Here is a 19,497-nt window from a genome sequence, read left to right as displayed (position 1 = left end):
TGGATCGTTTTGGATAAATCGCATTCATATTTGGTTCTGATACGACAAATAACCTGACACCAATGAAGGTTGTCAGGCATTTATATAGTATAAATAAGAATTTTGTGTTAGTATTCATTACATCAAGATTTGGCGTGATAATATTTTCTTTATGGGGTCTGCTGTTTCTCCGGTCGCTCATAATCGGATGATTCTCGGATGATCAATTCGTAAGGAAGCAGGATTTTGGGGAGTGCAGGATAGTCTCCATTCAAATAATCAATCATGAATTGCGCAGCCACTTTGCCGATTTCATATTTGGGAACATGGACGGAGGATAGCGGAGGATTCGTGTACTGCGCAAACGAAATATCGTCCATTCCGACAAAAGCAATGTCCTGTGGTATGCGCGCTTTCTGTTCGACGACCGCACGCATGGCGGGAATCGCCAGCATGTCGCTTGCGCAAAGGATGGCCGTTGGCCATTCCTCCTTCGGACGAGTGCTCAGAAGCTCGGTAAGCCTGCTGTAGCTAAGGTTCACATTCCAGCCGGTGTCGATGATCCACTCATCCGGGAGAGGAAGATCGGCTTCCAGCATTGCAAATTTATATCCGACGAAGCGTTCATCGTTGTCCATTTTTCTCGAATAGGCAGGGCCTCCGATAAAACTGATCCGGCGGTGTCCGCGCTCGAGTAAATGACGGACTGCGGCCCTGGCGGAGAAGATCCGGTCGCAGTCCACCACGGGCACTGTCAGCCGATCATCGTTCAGACTGACGCCAAGAACGGCAATCTTCTCTTTTTCAAGCAGCTCAATCAGCTCCGGATCATACCAGCTGATGACCACGATGCCTTTGATCCCCGTTTCCCTGATAAGGTTTTTGATCCGATCGGCATCACTGACTTCATCCGACGTACGAACGATCGCAGGAGGGTGACCCAGCTCGTCCATCCGGTCATGAAATCCGGCCAGCACCTCGGTAAAATAAGGATGATTCTCAATCAGCTGCTGCGGGACGACAATTGCGATATGTTTGGGAGCTCCACTAGCGGGAGAACTCGCATAGGTTTCCTCCTGAAGGCGGTACCCGAGTTCCCTTGCCGCTGCCCGTATTCTCTGCTTGGTTTCTTCGTTCACCGGCCGGTTCATATCATTGCTGATTGCGCGGGAAACGGTTGATATGGATACGCCAACCCGCTCGGCAATGTCCTTCAGCTTCGCCATGGCTTACCCTCTCCTCTCTTTTTTTGGTTTGTTTGGCTCCAAAAAGTTTACTCCGCATGATCATATCATATATTGTATAAATCTGACATGTGAATTACGGAACCTGCATAGAAAAAAAGGAAGCTGCTCATAGCAGCCTCCTTTTTGAAGCGTTCAATTCCAATTAATCTTCGAACTCAACGTTATGATATACCTGCTGAACATCTTCCAGATCCTCAAGCGTGTCGATCAATTTCTCGAACTGCGCCTGGGCATCTTCAGGAATGGTCAGGTAGTTCTGCGCCAGCATGGTCAGTTCCGCGACCGTAAACTCGGTTACGCCTGCTGCTTTGAAAGCATCCTGAACCGTTTGGAATTGATCCGGCTCAGCATAAACGATGACCGATTCGTCCTCTTCCACGATGTCGCGTACGTCTACGTCCGCTTCCATCATCAGCTCTAGCACTTCGTCGGCCGTTTTGCCTTCGATGCCGATCACTGCTGTCTGATCGAACATATAAGCGACGGAGCCGCTGACTCCTAGATTCCCTCCGTTTTTGCTGAACGTGGAACGTACTTCGGAAGCCGTCCGGTTCACGTTGTTGGTCAATGCATCCACGATGACCATCGAACCGTTCGGTCCGAAACCTTCGTAGCGGAGTTCGTCGTATACTTCATCGGAGTTGCCTCTCGCTTTTTCCAATGCGCGGTCGATAATCGCTTTCGGCACATTGTAAGTTTTGGCGCGTTCCAGAACGACCTTCAGTGCGCGGTTGGATTCCGGATCAGGCTCGCCTTGCTTGGCAACCACATAGATTTCACGGCCAAACTTGGCATATATGCGACTTGTATTTGCGTCTTTCGAAGCTTTCTTTTCCTTGATATTATTCCATTTACGACCCATATTTTCCGCTCTCTTTCGCTATTGATTCGTTACCTCGGTCTTATAAATACACTGGTATATTATAGCTCGAAATAGGCAGATGAACAAGTTTATGCCGTAGTTTGTAGTATTATGGCGTTTTCGAACCTTTCGAATCAACAGCAAAAGCCGCCTTGCATTTCTGCAAAGCGGCTTTTGTCCATAGGCTTATGGAGCTTCTACCCATGCTTTATTAAAGATGGCTAGAGCGATTTTTTGAGAAGCCGGTTTTTCATAGAAAACGTAGATGGTCTTGTTCGAACTGACGCCGATATCCGAGTAGCCGTTCGAACCTGCGTAAATTTCTTTGGATTTATACCATGTCGCACCGTCGTCATTGCTCATGCGGATCGTCATATGTGTGCGCGACGATGAATTTGCCGCGTTGGTGAACAGTATCGTTGAATCATCGTAGCGCTGAATGCTGGCTTCGTTAACCGGATCGATCAGAACCTGATCGGAATGAGGTGTACTCCAGGCACCCGTAACGCCGCTTGAAGTGGATATCGCACGGTAATTGCTGCCCGGATTTCTCATATTCGCCATCAGGCTGCCGTCCGAAAGCTCTACCATCATGTTTTCGTGAATTTTCGTGAATCCGGAAGGATTAGGTACTTTGGTACCCGCCTGCCAGGTCAGGCCGCCGTCATTGCTGTAGATCGTTGCTACGGTGCTGTTCGTCCAGTTCGGCGTCGTGAAATAGATCGGAACCATCAGCGTTCCATCCTTCAGTTGAATACCGTGGCCCGGCCCCATGCCGGCCCCGGACAGATTGGCGAAGTAATTCGGGTTGGCAGGATCCTTGTAGGCGTTCAGCACGCTGGTAATGTCTCTTGCCGCGTCCCACGTAACGCCATTATCATGGCTGGTGCGAATGAAGTACTGGCAATTGCCCCACTTCCAGCGGCTCCACAGCAGATGGACGGTACTGCCCGTATTTTCCGCCAGCAGCATCGGATTCATTTCTGCAAATCCCTGTGATTTCCCAGGTGCCAGAATCACGTTGTCAGAGAAAGTTTTACCGCCGTCCGTACTGCGTCTGAGCACGAGATCCGTTGGTGTTTGGTCGCCACCCGAACGTCCTTCGACAACGGTCAGAACCGTGCCGTCAGTCATGACCGCGATGCTAGGAATCCGGTACTGGGCGTACCCTTTCCCGTCGTTGATATCGAACAGAATGGTATCTTGAAATGTGCTGCTGATTTGCTTGATCTGATTATCGGAGAGCGGATTGGAATACAGATTAATGAAGTCCAGCTCGCCATTATAGAACCACTGGCTGCCGCCGTTGTCGACGTTTTTGCCGACCCACATGCCGCTGAGATTCGTTACGTTCGTAAAAAATGCGATAGACGGCGAAGTTACCTTCTCATATCCGTCAATATAAATTTTGCTGCCCGTGCTTCCTACATTCAGAATGGCCGTGTGCCAGTTCCCGTCGTTATAGGTACCTGCGGCGCTGATGCGGGTCGCATACGCATTATTTTCCCTGTTTTCAAAATACACTGTCCCGTTGTTCATCGTAAACGAGATATTACTGGACGGGTCCGATGTATCGGATGCGCTCAGGAAGGTTTTGGCCTGTGCCGTGCTGGTCGTTTTGAATTTCACGGCAATGGCTCCTTGACTTAGCCCCGAGACGACGCTTAAATCGCCCGTTTTGTCCAAGAAATCGCTTGTGCCGTTAAACGACTGATGGATTGTGTATGTCGCCACGAGGTCCGGAAGGGTTCCCGCAAGCTGCTGGGCTTCCGTGTCTGTAAGTGCGCGGTTATATACTTTTACATAGTCCATTTCGCCTCCGTAGAACCATTGGCTGCCGCCGTTATCAACGTTTTTGCCGACCCACATGCCGTTCAGATTGGTTACGTTCAACATGAACGCTGTTGAATCAGATGTGCCTTTTATGCTTCCATCCACATACATTTTTGTTCCTGAGCTGTTCACGGTTAGCACCGCGGTATGCCAGCTCCCGTCATTGTAAGCCCCTGATGCGCTGATTTGGGTGGCGTAAACGCCGTTCTCCCTATTCTCAAAGTAAACAGTCCCGTTGTTCATCGTAAATGAAAGATTGCTGGACGGGTCTGACGTATCCGAAGCGCTAAGAAAGGTTTTGGCCTGCGCCGTACTGGTTGTTTTGAACTTAACCGCAACCGAACCTTGGCTTAAGCCGGAAACCGTGCCCAGATCCGCTGTCTTATCAACAAATTCACTCATCCCGTTAAAAGCACGGTTTAGCGTGTAATCCAAAACTAGACCATCCGAAAGAGAAGCTTTGGCAGTTTGTGCCAAACCGACGATACTGCTTGCCAACAGACTGGCGCCTAACACGATACGCAACATATGACCGCATTTCATTTTGGACAGGACTCCTCTACGTGTTTTATAGGGTATGAATAAATGTAACAGTTCCTCCTCTCTCAAATATAAATAGAGCGCTTACAAAATGTAATATAAGCTACTTCTACCGATCATTAAATACCTCATTTTTTACTTTTAAGGCAGTATTTTGACCTCATTTGACCACACTGTGAGGAGGTTGCCTCAAATTCCTCACCTACATACAAAAACCCATCCGTTGTATCCGAATGGGTTAAAATTCGTTGAATCGTATCATGGACCGTGACTCATGCGCTAATATTGGCTCCAGCGTTAGATGTTGTCTCATCTTTAGATAGGAAAAAGCGGGTTCCCGCGGCTGAAAATGATTTGACGACCAATATCGCGCATACGATGATTCCGATTCCTGCGGCAATGCTGCATACCCATTGTACCGAAAACATGTCGGAAAGAACACCGACCGCAAGCGTCAGCACGATGGTAATGATGCTTTGTGTCATATCAGATAAGCTTCCAAAGCGCCCCATGATCGCCGCGGGCACATGTCTTTGAAAGAAGGTCGCATAACCGGAGCTGCCGAAAGACATCGAAAAACCTAGCACCATAAAGGCCGCCGTTGCGGACAGAATTCCGGAAGAAAGATAGAACCAGAGATAGCATACGGTTGTCATCGTAATACCTGCGCCGATAAACATGCGGTAGGATACTCGTTTCGCTAGCAGCGTCGCAATAAAAGAGCCTGCAAGCGAGCCAACGCCCGTCAGACTAAGCAGATTCCCATAATCTTTTTCGGAAAGCTGCAAATGCATCCTGATATACGTCGCTTCCTGCGAATCGATGGAAAACCCGATCAGCATCGTAACCTGGATGAGTATGAAAATACTTGTAAAAAAGGCGGATGTCTTCGCAAAACGAAAAACGACGAGCCTGTCATCCACCAGCGTGCGTAAACGTACCGGTTCGCTTAGTTTCTCATGATCTTCATCCACGTCTGGCAGAAGTGATATCAAATATGCACACACCAGAAAGCTTGCCGCATTAAACAAAATGCTGAAGGACGTATTCGTCAGATTAATAATCAAACCCGAAATGGCCGGCCCGAGCAAAAATGCGCCGGAGTTCGTCATGCTCATGATGGAGTTAAAGCGTTGACGCCGGTTATCCGGTATCAGCTTGGTGATATATACATTGGAAGCAGGCCCGAAAAAGGAACCCGCGACGCTCACCAAAAAAGTTACCGCATAAATCATCCAGATGGACGGCAGCCACGGAATCGTCGCAATCAACAATCCCCGGATGATATCGACGCCGATCATGAGTTTGCGGATATTCACACGGTCAATCAAGCTTCCGGACCATATATTGGTCAGCAGCATGGCCACAGGTTTTACGATAAAATACCCAGCTACCGCAGCTGCGGAGCCCGTCATCTGAATGATAAGCAGATTGATCGCTACAAAGTAAATCCAGCTGCCCAGATTGGAAAAACCAATTCCAAAAATCAGTAAAGCAAATCTGTTCCTCTCTTTCATCGATTACCTCATCCTTGTTGATTAGTTGATATGTATCATTCAGTTTACATAACTATTTTTCTGTTAACTATCATCCAATGATCTTTTTCTTTCAGAGCATGGTTCAGAAGGTATTTCTCCTCTGAAGCGAATCCCCTATCCCAGATGAACGACATTGTATTAAGCATGTAGAAAAAAACGTTTTCTTGTAAATCATGAAAAGTCTCCAAAACAAATTTTCATCTGATTAGGATATTGAATCGTCATTTATTATAGGAAATCGTTGATTAATATAATTGTAGAGGATAGAAATATACGTTATTTTAATATTATATCAATGTTAATTTTTACAATAAATAGATTTACATGTGGCATTTTGGTGAATTTTGAATTTATTGATGATCTACCCAATCATCAAGGGATGGTTAACATCTCTTCTACTTTCCCTACTTTAAATTATTCAAAACCGATCTTTATGTAAACGCTTTTATTGGTAATTATATAAGCTCTTTAAGAGTTTATATAGATGAACATCCATGAATTGACACAAACATATCGGACGGTCGGAATTACTCGATAGGAGTTTATTAAGGGAGGTGTTGCGATCGGTATTGGCGGGTTCATGATTGGCTTTAATCGCGCATTCATTTTTTTGAAAAATTCGAGGAGGTATTAGAATGACAGCACTTCGTTTACCAAACCAAAGATTTTCGAGATGGTTGATCGCTGGCGGTATGCTTATTTTTATGGCAGCCCTGATGCTGCTTATCGCCGACCGGGCTTCTGCCCACGGTTATGTTGAATCTCCAGGAAGCCGCGCTTATCTGTGTAAAACAGGCGTCAATTCCAACTGCGGCCAAGTTATGTACGAACCACAAAGTCTCGAAGCACCAAAAGGATTCCCGGCAGCGGGTCCTGCGGATGGAAAAATCGCAAGTGCAAACGGAGCTTTCCCTACGATGGACGAGCAGTCTTCCACCCGCTGGTCCAAAGTCAGCATGTCTCCAGGTACGAAAACCTTCACATGGAATTTGACAGCCAGACACTCCACAACTAGCTGGAAATATTACATCACGAAGCAAAACTGGAATCAAAATGCCCCTCTCACCCGTGATTCCTTCGATCTCACTCCATTCTGTTCGGTGAATTATACTGGTCAACCGCCAGCATCTTACTCCGACACTTGTACCGTTCCTAGCAGAACCGGATATCAAGTGATTCTCGCTGTATGGGAAATTGCAGATACGGCTAATGCATTCTACAACGTAATTGACGTTGATTTTGGTGGCGGTGGCGGTACTCCTACCGATACTTCCGCTCCTACAGCACCTACTAGCCTGGCAGCTTCCAACGTAACCAGCACCGGAGCGTCTCTCTCTTGGGGAGCTTCAACTGACAACGTTGGTGTTACCGGCTACAAAGTCTACAACGGTTCCACGCTGGTAACGACTACCGGAGGATCTGCCCTTAGCTATAATGTAACCGGCCTGACAGCCAATACTTCTTACACATTCACGGTTAAGGCAGTGGATGCAGCAGGTAATACCTCGGCTGCAAGTAACGCAGTCACATTCACGACGGCATCTGTACCATCCACAGATACGCAGGCTCCTACCGCTCCAACAGGTCTTCAAGTAAGCGGTACACCAACTTCCTCGTCCATTTCACTTGCTTGGAATGCAGCCACTGATAATGTGGGCGTAACGGGCTACCGTGTTTATAAAGGAACAACGCTTGCCGGCACAGTTTCCGGAACCACACTGAACTACACCGCTTCCGGTTTAACTGCAAATACGGCTTATACGTTTACAGTTCGTGCCATTGATGCAGCGGGCAATGAATCCGCCAACAGCAACGCAGTAACGGCGACTACCGCTCAAGCATCGGCAGCCGCTCCATGGGCACCAGGCGTTGCTTACACAACAGGTACCCTTGTGAGTTATAACGGTTCAACTTATGAATGCCGCCAGCCGCATACGTCCATCGTTGGTTGGGAGCCATCGAACGTTCCGGCGCTCTGGCTGTTGAAATAAGTCAAACCCTACGTTTAGATCAAAAAATCAAAGGTTATATGAGATCATATGGCAGAGTTACGGGCTAGCAATCCTTTAACTCTGCCAGAAATATATTCATAGATTATGATGTTAGGAGGAGAATTATGACAACCTATTTCACACTACAGTCCCGGGGGCTAAAGAAGGTGGCAGCGATGGCCGCATTTGCAGGCCTGGTACTGCTGATGTTCCTCATCGCAGATAAAGCCTCAGCACATGGCTATATCGAATCACCTGGCAGCCGTGGTTATCTGTGCGCAGAAGGCGTCAACAAGAACTGTGGCGCTATCATTTACGAACCTCAAAGTCTTGAAGCCTATAAAGGGTTTCCTCAAAATGGGCCAGCCGACGGCAAGATCGCCAGTGCCAGCGGTTTGTTCCCTGAGCTTGATCAGCAGTCGTCAACGCGCTGGAGCAAAGTCAATATGACACCAGGCACGACAACATTCAAATGGACAATAGAAGCTCGGCATGCTACGACAAGCTGGAAATACTACATCACCAAACAAAACTGGGATCCGAATCAGCCACTCAGCCGGGCACAATTCGATTTGACTCCATTCTGTTCCGTCGATTACAAAGGCAAGCAGCCTGGAGCCACATACACGGATACATGTACGGTTCCGAGCCGTACGGGATACCAGGTTATTCTGGCTGTCTGGGAAATAGCCGATACGGCGAATGCATTCTATAACGTTATTGATGCCGATTTTGGCGGTGGAGGAAGCAATCCGGCCGATACTACAGCTCCAACTGCTCCATCCAATCTTACGGCTGCAAGCATTACCGCTTCTGGAGCAACTCTTTCCTGGGGTGCTTCTAGCGATAATGTTGGCGTAACGGGATATAAAGTCTATAACGGCTCTACTCTGGTTACGACAACAAGCGGCTCTACACTGAGCTATAACGTAACCGGGTTGTCAGCCAGTACGGCTTACACGTTTACGGTAAAAGCGGTGGATGCAGCGGGCAATACGTCAGCAGCCAGCAATGCGGCTACGTTTACGACGTCCAGTCCTCCGCCAGTCGATACTACGGCTCCAACAGCACCTGGCAATCTTCAAGTCAGCGGAACGCCAACCTCCTCTACGATTTCGCTCATTTGGAATGCAGCCACAGATAATGTCGGGGTCACCGGTTATCAAATTTTCCGGGGAACGACATTGGCTGGCAGCGTATCGGGTACAACCCTGAATTATACGGCGACAGGTCTTGCAGCCAATACGGCATATACCTTCACGGTTCAAGCCGTTGATGCTGCCGGCAACAAATCCGCAAGCAGCAACGCGGTGACTGCAACAACAGCGCAAGCTCCAGCAGCTTCTGCTTGGGCTCCTAATGTGGCTTATACGACGGGCACGCTCGTAACATACAACGGCGCAACGTATGAATGCCGCCAGCCGCATACCTCGCTTATCGGATGGGAACCTACGAATGTTCCAGCACTCTGGCAATTGAAATAGATCAAGCAAAAAGCGGCATGCCTTCTCTTCTAAGAGATCGCTTGCCGCTTTTTTTTGTGCGTTTTTTTGTTATGGAGGTGATTATTCCTCTGGTCTTTTGCCCGCATCCATGCCAGTCTCGGATACGGTCATGACCGGCTTTACCGTTAGATCGCTATGTACACGAATCTGGCAGGATAGGCGAATGTTCGGTTCGGCTATTCCTTTTTTCTCAAGAATTTCCGCTTCCGCTTCCCCCATCGGTTCGGCATCGCCTTCCAGAATTTCCACCCGGCAAGTCGTACATCTCGCGTTGCCGCCGCAGCGGTGCAAAATATCGACGCCGTTATCTTCGAGTGCCAGCACCAGCTTCTTTCCCTCTTCGATCTCGATCGGTCCGCGGCCTTCAACAAGAATTGTTGGCATCATTTCTCCTCCTCTGCTGCATCAATGATTCGTTTAGAGTTGATCTTATCAACTACTCATTATTACCTGTTCGAGCCAAAAGTTCAAGCTTGTGTGCCTTTCGTCTTATGATGATGCTGAAACACGCGAGCGCTGTGGTCTCTCCTTGGGCAAATAACGACCGGATATCGCTACAGCAAGACATAATACACAGCAAATGCCAAAAAGCACGCGCAGCGGCATTCCGAAGCTTTCGGCAGCATGCGTTTGGCTCCCCATCGTTCCGACCAGCAAGGTCGCAAGTCCGATTCCGATGATTTGTCCGAGATAGCGAACCAAAGCCAGCAGACTGCCAGCCAGACTGCTCTTCTCGGCCGGAGCTGCGCTCATGACTTCAGCATTGTTAGTCGCGTGGAACAACCCCGTTCCAATGCCGAATACGGCGAGATGCAGGCCTATGCTCCAGGCCGAAATGGAGGGCATGAACACGACAAAAAGCATGGATGCCGCGCAAAGCACTGCACCGGCATTAATGGGAAAGTTCCCGCCGTATTTGTCCCTGAACCAGCCTGCAAAAGGAGCCACGATGCCCATGACCAGCGGCTGCAGCATCAGTATCGCCCCTGTCCACCAAGCGGAGAAGCCAAGCTCGCTCTGCAGGTAGAAGGTAACCGGGATCAGCGTTGCCGTCTGCGCGAGATTGATAATCAACGAAGAGGTATTCCCGAACCAAACTTTCCGGTGACTGAACAGCTCGCGGTCAATGATGCCATAATCGATTCTTTGCGCTTGAATGACTAGCAGGCACAGCAGCAGGATGCCGCTGCCTCCTTCCAGCCATACCTTCCATGAATGTGATCCGTCTTTGACTGCCTCGGCAGCCAGCATCAGCAGGCATACGCCCGCTCCCAATAAAATGGTGCCCAGGTAATCAAAAGGACTTTTAGCTGCAGTCTGCCCGCTCCGCGGAAACCACTTGAAACCGAGCCAGCAGGCAACAAGTGAAATCGGTACATTAATCCAGAACAGCCACGTCCAGTCAACAACCTCCAGCAGCAAACCGCCGAGCGCCGGGCCCGATAACGTTCCGACCGAAATGACGATTGCGTTGTAGCCAAGCGCCCTACCCCGCTCATGGTCGGGAAAAGCATGCCTGACCATGGCTTGGCTATTGGCCATAATCATGGTTGCTCCAATCCCCTGCAGACAGCGGGAAAGCAGCAGAAGCATGAAGCTGTGAGAAAGAGCAATACATAAAGAACCGATGCCGAAGATTAAAAATCCGTAGCTGTATACCTTTCTTCGTTCCATGCGGTCTGACATTTTCCCCATGAAAGGCAGCAGGACTACCATCGTCAGCAGGTACACCGTGGCCACCCACTGAATTTGCGCAAGAGATACCGAAAATTGGCTCGCCATCACGGGCAGGGATACATTCACAATGCCGACATCGAGCGTTGAGATCAGCGTTCCCATGTTAACGACCTGCAGTATCCCCCATTTGTTGCGTATACCGGACAATCAGATTCATCCTTTCCTGATGATGTGGGTCATTCACCTTCAAAACATGGTTGTCGACCGAACAACCAAGCGTTCGCAGGAAACTTTTTCATGTTTGAATTTATTGTACTGAACCCGATCCGGCTTGAAAAGAATTCATTTCAACGATTATCCTTCACAATGCTATACACTTGTTTTGAATTTCAGTATAGTTAAACCATGTATTCTATTTATTTCCAGTCCAGAAATCAGGGAGGTCTTCATATGGAGCCATTTTCGAGTGATTTGCTGAAGGATAAAGTCGTATTAGTTACAGGGGGAGCTACAGGACTCGGCCGTGCTATGGGAGAGAAGTTTCTGAAGCTTGGAGCGAAGCTTGCGATCACCGGACGCCGGGAAGAAGTATTGCAGCAAACATCTAGCGATCTTTCTGCAAGCGGTTACAGTGTGTTTTATAAACCCTGCGATGTCCGTGATCCTGCCCAAATCAGCGCTCTCGTGGATGCTGTAGAGCAGCATTATGGTGCCGTGGACATACTGGTCAACAATGCGGCCGGCAACTTTATCAGCCCAACAGAAAGACTCTCTACCCGCGCTGTAGACGCCGTCCTTGGTATTGTACTGCATGGTACGTTCTATGCTACCCTTGAAATAGGAAAACGCTGGATCGAGCAAAAACGCTCCGGCACCATGTTGAACATCGTAACGACCTATGCATCCAGCGGTTCTGGTTATGTTGTGCCATCTGCCGCTGCGAAGGCCGGCGTGCTTGCCCTCACCCGGTCGCTTGCGGTTGAATGGGCTCCGTATGGCATTCGCCAGGTTGCGATTGCCCCTGGACCTTTTCCAACAGAAGGCGCTTGGTCGCGGTTATCACCTACACCGGAGCTGGAAGAAAAAATGCTGGACCGCATTCCAATGAAAAGAGTCGGGGACAAAGAAGAGCTTGCGAATCTCGCAGCCTTTCTGATCTCGGATTATGCATCTTATATTAATGGTGAAGTGGTTACGATCGATGGCGGTGAATGGCTTCAGGGAGCGGGACAGTTTAATGATTTGCGTCAAGTAACCGATGAACAGTGGGATGTCCTCGCTCAGATGACCCGGAAAGGAAAATAAATGAGAACAAAGCAGGAAATGTTGGAGTTAATTTTGAATGTGGCGGGAAAAGACGAGCGGATCCGTGCGGTGGCCATGAACGGCTCCCGCACCAATCCACGCGCACCCGTTGATCCATTTCAGGATTATGATATCGTCTATCTGGTATCCGAAATGGATTCGTTTCTTCGAGATCCGCATTGGGTGGACGTGTTCGGTGAACGGATTATTATGCAGACGCCGGAAGATATGAATTTATTCCCTCCATCGCTCGGCGGACGCTTTACGTATTTGATGTTATTTACAGATGGAAACCGGATCGATCTTATGCTTGCCCCTGTCGAAGATCAAGAAGCCTACTGTCAAGAGGATAAGCTGACCCTTGTTCTTCTCGATAAAGATCAATCTCTCCCGCATGTACCTGCACCCACGGACGAGGATTATTGGATACAACGTCCTTCCAGCGAATTTTTTGCCGATTGCTGCAATGAATTTTGGTGGGTCTCAACTTATGTGGCCAAAGGTCTATGGAGACAGGAAATCCTGTACGCCCAGGATCATCTGCATCAGGTAATGCGGCCGATGCTGATCAAAATGCTCGAATGGCAGGTTGGAATCCAAACGGATTTCTCGGTGAGTGCGGGTAAAAATGGCAAGTATCTGCAGAAATATATGTCGGAACCTCAATGGAACGAGCTCCTCTCGACCTTTTGCAAGGGAGACTATGAAGAGGTATGGAGAGCATTGTTCGCCATGTGCAGGTTGTTTCGCAGCAGCGCATTTTTCGTCGCGGATCACTTCGGATTTGCGTATCCTCAACAGGATGATCAACGAGTAACTGCTTATTTGAAGCATGTGCACGCACTTTCGCCTCATGCCGAAACAATCTTTTAAATTCTCCGTTTATGCTATATAATTCAGCAATCATTTACTCAAGTTCATAAAGGAGAATCATGATGAATCGAAAGCAGGTATTTACGGGCTCACCCTGGGAATCACAGGTAGGTTATTGCCGTGCCATTCGCATTGGAAATCGAATTGAAGTTGCGGGAACAACCGCTATACAAGAGGGCGAGGTCATCGGTGCAGGAAGTCCCTACGAGCAAACAAAATTCATTCTGCAAACCATTGAGAAGGCGCTCAAAGAATTAGGATCTGATATGACTCATGTCGTCAGAACCCGCATGTTTGTTACAGATATTTCAAAGTGGGAAGAAGTCGGAAAGGCTCACGGGGAATTCTTCAAAGAAATTCAGCCTGCTGCTACCATGGTGGAAGTTAAAGCTCTGATAGATCCTCTGCTAATGGTTGAAATTGAAGCTGAGGCGATCATCGATTAACCACAAATTTCATGTAAAAGAAAAGCCCGATTTCTCTGTTGTAAACACAGAAATCGGGTTTTATCGTTCAAATTATACGTACTGTTTCAATACTTCCTGCAGCTTGAGCGCGAGCCCTAGCTTGCCATCGACCTTGAGCGAGCCTGTCATAAACGCCATTGTCGTATTCAAATCATCCGCCAGCAGCTTGTGGAAAGTCTTCTCCGACAATGTTAAGATGCAGTCTGCTGTACCTCCAGTTTCCTCAGAGACAATCACTCTGGCATTCTCGAATGCAACTTGGTATGTGCCGATTTCATGGATATGAAACCGATAAATGGCATGGAGTGTTTCGATTGGCCCGGGCCTTGCATTCATCCGATCTGCGAGCTGCTGAAGCTCCTCCTTGATGGACATGCGCCACCTCCTTTTTCTCAGGCTCCCGGTATGGGTTTATCAATTACACGGAAGGTTCCGGTGCCAAAAGCCAGCAAATCACCATTCTCCTTCCGGGCATAAGCTTGTGCCGTTATCAGCTTCCGGGAGCTGTGAATGAGTTCTGCTGAGACGAGTACGCGTCCTTCAGACGTCGGTGCCACATAGTTCATGTTCAGCCCAACGGTTACGACGCTGACGCCGGGGCGTGCCAGCATGACAATGAGTCCCATGGCAGAATCGATCACAGAAGCATGCATCCCTCCGTGCAGAATTCCGATCAAATTCAGATGATGCGGCTGAATGTCGAACGCAACAACCACTTTCTTTTCATCGATTTCAACAATTTCGCAGCCGATAAAGTCCCAGAAGGTATTCTTAGCGGCCCGCTCCAGGAGCTCCAGCTCCGGGATATTTCCGCCCGATGCGTGATCCATAGGCTAAATCTCCTTTACTCCTCAAATATGGTCTCCCTTCTGCAGAACATAATTGAGATTTTACAAACCTACCTTACAAATCTACTTTGGATTGATTCACGAGCTTTTCATTTTCCTCTTCAATCAACTTCCGCCGGAGCACTTTACCAACCAATGTTTTGGGAAGGGATTCACGGAATTCGTAAATTTTAGGTACTTTATAGACAGCCAGACGTTCTTTACACCAGCTTTTCAGCTCTTTTTCAGTGACGATAGAACCTTTGCGCAGGACAATGTAAGCCTTTACATTTTCGCCCCGGTAAGGATCATTAATTCCGGCCACAACCGCTTCTTCCACATCCGGATGCTCAAACAACACCTCTTCGACTTCGCGCGGATAGATGTTGTAGCCCCCGGCAATAATCAAATCTTTGCGCCGGTCGAGAATGTAGAAAAAGCCTTCATCGTCCATACGCGCTAAATCGCCAGTGAATAACCAGCCGTCTCTTAGCGTACGTTCGGTTTCCTCCGGACGGTTCCAGTAGCCTTTCATCACCTGCGGACCTTTGACGACCAACTCGCCGATATCACCAAGAGGCATTTCGTCACCCGTCTCTGGATGTACGACCTTAGCCACCGTATCGGGAAACGGTATACCGATGGATCCGGTCTTTCTCTTTTCCCAAATATTATTGGCATGCGTCACAGGTGATGCCTCCGTTAACCCATAGCCTTCGATCAGCTTGCCGCCCGTCATCTTCTCGAAACGTTCCTGAACCTCCACCGGTAGCGGAGCGGCTCCGCTGATACAAATTTGGATGGACGACAGATCAAAACGACTGACCTCCGGATGATGAATAACGGCAATATACATGGTTGGCGCCCCCGGGAAAACGGTTGGCTTTTTCTTGTGGATTGTTTTCAGCACCTCATCGATTTGAAAGCGTGGGATCAAGAGGAGCGTTCCGGCGATATACATCGCCTGATTGAGCAGAACCGTAAGTCCGAATACATGGAAAAACGGCAGTGCAGCGAGATAGGTTTCCTTGGCGATTTCTGAGCGGTAAAACCAAAGCTGTGCTTGAATGGTGTTGGACACCAGATTCATATGCGTTAACATGACGCCCTTAGCAAATCCGGTTGTTCCTCCAGTGTACTGGATGAGTGCGAGATCCTTTTCGGCATCCACCGGCACCTCAAATGACTTTTCGCTGGAGTTTTTGAGAAACTGTACAAATGATAAAACACGCTCATTATATTCTACATTAGCGGCCATGCCGTCTTTTTTGGCTTTAATCGGGTAGAGCAAGTTTTTCGGAAATGGCAGGTAATCCTTCAAGGATGTGACGATGATCCGCTCTAACGGATGATTCTCCATCGCTTTGTTGACCCGATCTACCAGCGCATCCAAGGTCACGATGATTTTCGCGCCCGAGTCTGTGAGCTGGTGTTCGATCTCGCGCGGGACATACAGCGGATTCGTCATCACTGCTATACCGCCGACAAGGAGTGTGCCGTAATAGGCAATCACTCCTTGTGGACAATTGGGCAGCATGACGGCAATCCGATCCCCTTTGCGAACGCCCATCTGGTGCAGGGCATTCGCAAAACGGTAGACATCTTTGAGCAAACTGGAATAGGTTATTTTCTTCCCCAGAAAATCAAGTGCGATATGCTGGGGATATAACGTTGCTGAATCAACTAAAAATCGGGCCAAATTTTGCTTGGGATAATCGTAACTGTGCGGGACCTCATCAGGATATTGATCTAACCATGGATTATTCGTCATCCAGGCCACCCCATCTCACAATATTACAAAACGTAGGATTCTGCGTCGATCACCTTCGCTGCAATTTCGCGCTTGATGCCTAGCACGTCAACCGGCGATTTACGGACCAGCTTTTTCAGAACGGACAGTTGGGTTCGGAGCGTGTCTCCGGATTCCATGGCTGCCAGCACTTCCTTGGCCCAGTTTTCGATTTTCACGAATTCTTCATGAACGAATACGGTCGTCATTTGAATGGCAAGATTCCCTTTGTCTTCGCCGGAACGGTCCATGATCTTCTGCGTGCGAAGCAGCGCGCTTTCCATCGCAAATACGGAAATCATCATGTCGGCCAGATCGCTTAAGATTTCCTGCTGCTCTTCGAGCTTCATTTGGTACTTCTGTACGGCCTGAGCGCCGCACATCAGGAAGATTTTCTTGGACATTTTGAGAAGATGCGTTTCCTGTTCCAGCGTACCGTCAAACAACTGGTTTGGAATCGGCTCCATCAGTTCGTTTTGCAGAGCCATCGCTTTTTGCATCAATGGAAGCTCGCCTTTCATGGCTTTCTTGACGAGGGAACCCGGAATCAGCAGGCGGTTGATTTCGTTCGTACCTTCGAAAATCCGGTTGATGCGGGAATCGCGGTAATTGCGTTCCACGCGGTATTCCTGCGTAAAGCCGTATCCCCCATGGATCTGGACACCTTCGTCAACGATGAAATCGAGCACTTCGGAGCCGAAGACTTTATTGATCGAACATTCGAGCTGGTATTCGGCAATCGCTTTCGCGGATTGGTATCCGACCTGCGGGCTGCTATGATCCACTTCGGCAAGGCCTACATCGAAAAGCCCTGCGGTACGGTAAACCATGCTTTCGAGCACGAAAGCCTTCGTGTTCATGTCCGCCAGCTTTTTGCCTAGAAGCGGGAAGGAAGAAATTTTGCGTCCGAACTGGGTCCGTTCATTGGCGTATCCGGCGGCGAGAGCAATCGTGTCTTTAGATGCTCCCACGCAGCCTGCAGCCAGTTTGAAGCGCCCAATGTTCAGGATGTTAAACGCAATGAGATGCCCTTTTCCGACTTCCCATAACAGATTCTCTACAGGAACCTTCACATCCTCCAGGATCAACTGGCAAGTCGAGGAGCCTTTAATGCCCATCTTCTTCTCTTCCGGTCCAATGCTTACGCCCTCCATCGTGCGTTCAACGATAAAGGTACTGAAATCTTTGCCGTTTACTTTGGCATAAACGATAAATAGGTCCGCGAAACCAGCATTCGTGATGAACTGCTTTGTTCCGTTCAAGACATAATATTCACCGTCATCGGATAAAGTTGCTGTTGTTTTGGCGCCTAGGGCATCCGATCCGGAGGAAGGTTCTGTCAAGCAGTAGGCTGCGATCTTTTCGCCGGTGGCCAGGAGAGGCAGATACTTCTGTTTCTGCTCTTCCGTCCCGAAGTACACGATCGGAAGGGTTCCGATCCCGACATGAGCTCCAATGGAGAGCGCAAATGCGGAAGCTTTCGTCAAATTCTCATTGATCAGCGTGGAGCTGACCTTATCCAGTCCCAGACCACCATAAGCTTCGGGCACATCAGCGCCAAGCAGTCCGAGTTCTCCGGCTTTACGCATTTTTTCTACCGTCAGTTCATAATTCAGTTTCTCGATTTCTTCATCATGGGGAACGATTTCTCCCGCTACGAAGTCAGCCGTCGTTTCCGCGATCATGCGGTGTTCTTCGGTAAAATCCTCCGGGGTCACGATCTGACTGAAATCGGTATCTTCAATAATGTAACTGCCGCCAATCACTTTGTTCATTGTTGTGCTCATGCTCTATCTCTCCTTATTAAAGGTTATTAAAATAAACTTCGAGGAATGTTACATTTGATATCGGCAAGCAAAACAACGTTTACTCGGGATGGACTTCAAACACCCCGGCGGCTCCCATACCGCCGCCGATGCACATGGACACGACCCCGTAACCACCGCCGCGGCGCCGGAGCTCGTTGATAAGTGTCGTCGTCAGTTTGGTACCTGTGCAGCCCAGCGGGTGACCCAGCGCGATCGCGCCGCCGTTGACGTTAACTTTCTCTTGATCGATGCCAAGTTCGCGGATGATATGCACGCATTGGGAGGCGAAAGCTTCGTTGATCTCAAACAGCTCCACATCATCCTGCGTGATGCCTGCCATCTGAAGTGCCTTGGGGATCGCCTTCACCGGACCGACGCCCATAATCTCCGGCTCCACGCCGCTGAGCGCGAATGAACGAAAGGTAGCCAAGGGCTTCAAGCCTAGTTCATCAGCTTTTTCCCTGCTCATGACTACAACCGCAGCAGCCCCGTCACTGGTCTGGGATGAGTTGCCGGCCGTTACCGTTCCGCCTAATTTGAATGAAGGTTTCAGTTTTCCGAGAACTTCTTCCGTCGTATCCGCTCTAACACCTTCATCCATTTGAAAGGCAAAGGATTTGGTATGCACTTTTCCTTTGTCGTCCACCTGTTTCAGTTCCACTTGTACCGGGATAATCTCGTCGTTGAATTTCCCTTCAGCGATTGCCCTTGCGGCTTTCTCGTGGGAACGGGTCGCGAAGCGGTCCTGATCCTCGCGAGAAATGCCAAAGCGTTCCGCTACTTCCTCTGCGGTATGCCCCATGCCCATGTAAACTTCAGGCATATCAGCAACAAGACGCGGATTCGGCGATACTTTAAAGCCGGTCATCGGCACATGGCTCATGCTCTCCACACCACCTGCGATCAGGACATCCGCAGACCCGAGCATGACGCGCTCTGCCGCGAATGCAATCGCCTGCAGGCCTGAGGAACAGAAACGGTTGATAGTAAGCGCCGGTACGGTGACCGGGAATCCGGCATACAGCGACATGATGCGGGCAAAGTTCAGTCCCTGTTCCCCTTCGGGCATGGCGCAGCCGATGATAATGTCTTCCACATCTTCTTTATTCAGGCCCGGCGCGCGGTCAATGACCGCTTCCAGGACGGCTTTTCCGAGATCATCCGCCCGGGTTTGGGCCAAGCTGCCTTTTTTGGCCCTGCCTATGGCGGTACGGGCCATGGATACGATTACTGCTTCTCTCATTTCGATTCACCCT

16 protein-coding genes are annotated in these 19,497 nt (G+C 49.1%); 5 read left to right on the top strand and 11 right to left on the bottom strand.

Going from position 1 to position 19,497, the window contains the following annotated elements:
- Nucleotides 1–149 precede the first annotated feature (149 nt).
- The 4 genes from GRF59_RS02400 to GRF59_RS02385 all read right to left on the bottom strand — a co-directional run bounded on the left by GRF59_RS02400 (nt 150) and on the right by GRF59_RS02385 (nt 5,978).
- Nucleotides 150–1,205 (bottom strand): LacI family DNA-binding transcriptional regulator, encoded by a 1,056-nt coding sequence (locus GRF59_RS02400; RefSeq protein ID WP_160496068.1) that lies wholly within the window; start codon nt 1,203–1,205, stop codon nt 150–152.
- 163 nt (nt 1,206–1,368) lie between these two features.
- Nucleotides 1,369–2,088: a YebC/PmpR family DNA-binding transcriptional regulator gene (locus GRF59_RS02395; RefSeq protein ID WP_160496067.1), complete on the bottom strand. Its 720-nt coding sequence runs from the start codon at nt 2,086–2,088 to the stop codon at nt 1,369–1,371.
- A 186-nt stretch (nt 2,089–2,274) separates the two neighbouring features.
- Entirely contained in the window at nt 2,275–4,464 is a 2,190-nt protein-coding gene (locus GRF59_RS02390; RefSeq protein WP_160496066.1) for a sialidase family protein, read from the bottom strand.
- A gap of 269 nt (nt 4,465–4,733) precedes the next feature.
- Nucleotides 4,734–5,978 (bottom strand): MFS transporter, encoded by a 1,245-nt coding sequence (locus GRF59_RS02385; protein ID WP_160496065.1) that lies wholly within the window; start codon nt 5,976–5,978, stop codon nt 4,734–4,736.
- 656 nt (nt 5,979–6,634) lie between these two features.
- Here GRF59_RS02385 and GRF59_RS02380 point away from each other — a divergent pair.
- The gene (locus GRF59_RS02380) at nt 6,635–7,990 is read left to right on the top strand and encodes a lytic polysaccharide monooxygenase (protein WP_160496064.1); all 1,356 of its coding nucleotides are present in this window, start codon (nt 6,635–6,637) and stop codon (nt 7,988–7,990) included.
- Nucleotides 7,991–8,166: 176 nt separating this feature from the next.
- Entirely contained in the window at nt 8,167–9,474 is a 1,308-nt protein-coding gene (locus tag GRF59_RS02375) for a lytic polysaccharide monooxygenase (RefSeq protein WP_237391759.1), read from the top strand.
- Nucleotides 9,475–9,555: 81 nt separating this feature from the next.
- On the opposite strand, the gene GRF59_RS02370 is transcribed toward GRF59_RS02375, so the two are convergent.
- Together GRF59_RS02370 and GRF59_RS02365 are read right to left on the bottom strand one after the other, a co-directional pair.
- Nucleotides 9,556–9,879 carry a 2Fe-2S iron-sulfur cluster-binding protein gene (locus GRF59_RS02370; protein WP_160496062.1) on the bottom strand — a complete coding sequence of 108 codons (324 nt, stop codon included), beginning with the start codon at nt 9,877–9,879 and terminating at the stop codon, nt 9,556–9,558.
- 105 nt (nt 9,880–9,984) lie between these two features.
- The gene (locus tag GRF59_RS02365) at nt 9,985–11,379 is read right to left on the bottom strand and encodes an MFS transporter (RefSeq protein WP_160496061.1); all 1,395 of its coding nucleotides are present in this window, start codon (nt 11,377–11,379) and stop codon (nt 9,985–9,987) included.
- A gap of 243 nt (nt 11,380–11,622) precedes the next feature.
- Here GRF59_RS02365 and GRF59_RS02360 point away from each other — a divergent pair, with 243 nt between their 5' ends.
- The 3 genes from GRF59_RS02360 to GRF59_RS02350 all read left to right on the top strand — a co-directional run bounded on the left by GRF59_RS02360 (nt 11,623) and on the right by GRF59_RS02350 (nt 13,796).
- Nucleotides 11,623–12,477, top strand: coding sequence for an SDR family oxidoreductase (locus GRF59_RS02360; RefSeq protein WP_160496060.1), 855 nt, complete (start codon nt 11,623–11,625; stop codon nt 12,475–12,477).
- Nucleotides 12,478–13,350 (top strand): aminoglycoside 6-adenylyltransferase, encoded by an 873-nt coding sequence (locus tag GRF59_RS02355; RefSeq protein WP_160496059.1) that lies wholly within the window; start codon nt 12,478–12,480, stop codon nt 13,348–13,350.
- Between the two features lie 62 nt (nt 13,351–13,412).
- Nucleotides 13,413–13,796, top strand: coding sequence for a RidA family protein (locus tag GRF59_RS02350; protein ID WP_160496058.1), 384 nt, complete (start codon nt 13,413–13,415; stop codon nt 13,794–13,796).
- 72 nt (nt 13,797–13,868) lie between these two features.
- Here GRF59_RS02350 and GRF59_RS02345 read toward each other — a convergent pair whose 3' ends face one another.
- The 5 genes from GRF59_RS02345 to GRF59_RS02325 form a co-directional block, all read right to left on the bottom strand.
- Entirely contained in the window at nt 13,869–14,192 is a 324-nt protein-coding gene (locus tag GRF59_RS02345) for an SCP2 sterol-binding domain-containing protein (protein WP_160496057.1), read from the bottom strand.
- A gap of 17 nt (nt 14,193–14,209) precedes the next feature.
- Nucleotides 14,210–14,647, bottom strand: coding sequence for a PaaI family thioesterase (locus tag GRF59_RS02340; protein ID WP_160496056.1), 438 nt, complete (start codon nt 14,645–14,647; stop codon nt 14,210–14,212).
- A gap of 73 nt (nt 14,648–14,720) precedes the next feature.
- On the bottom strand, nt 14,721–16,415 hold the full coding sequence (locus GRF59_RS02335; RefSeq protein WP_160496055.1) for an AMP-binding protein: 1,695 nt from the start codon (nt 16,413–16,415) through the stop codon (nt 14,721–14,723).
- Between the two features lie 23 nt (nt 16,416–16,438).
- Nucleotides 16,439–18,220 carry an acyl-CoA dehydrogenase family protein gene (locus tag GRF59_RS02330; protein WP_160496054.1) on the bottom strand — a complete coding sequence of 594 codons (1,782 nt, stop codon included), beginning with the start codon at nt 18,218–18,220 and terminating at the stop codon, nt 16,439–16,441.
- Between the two features lie 79 nt (nt 18,221–18,299).
- Nucleotides 18,300–19,484 carry an acetyl-CoA C-acetyltransferase gene (locus tag GRF59_RS02325; RefSeq protein WP_160496053.1) on the bottom strand — a complete coding sequence of 395 codons (1,185 nt, stop codon included), beginning with the start codon at nt 19,482–19,484 and terminating at the stop codon, nt 18,300–18,302.
- Nucleotides 19,485–19,497 lie beyond the last annotated feature (13 nt).

It is taken from the genome of Paenibacillus dendrobii (assembly GCF_009807035.1).
GTDB lineage: Bacteria > Bacillota > Bacilli > Paenibacillales > Paenibacillaceae > Paenibacillus_AQ > Paenibacillus_AQ dendrobii.
This window is presented reverse-complemented; position numbering and strand designations above follow the sequence as displayed.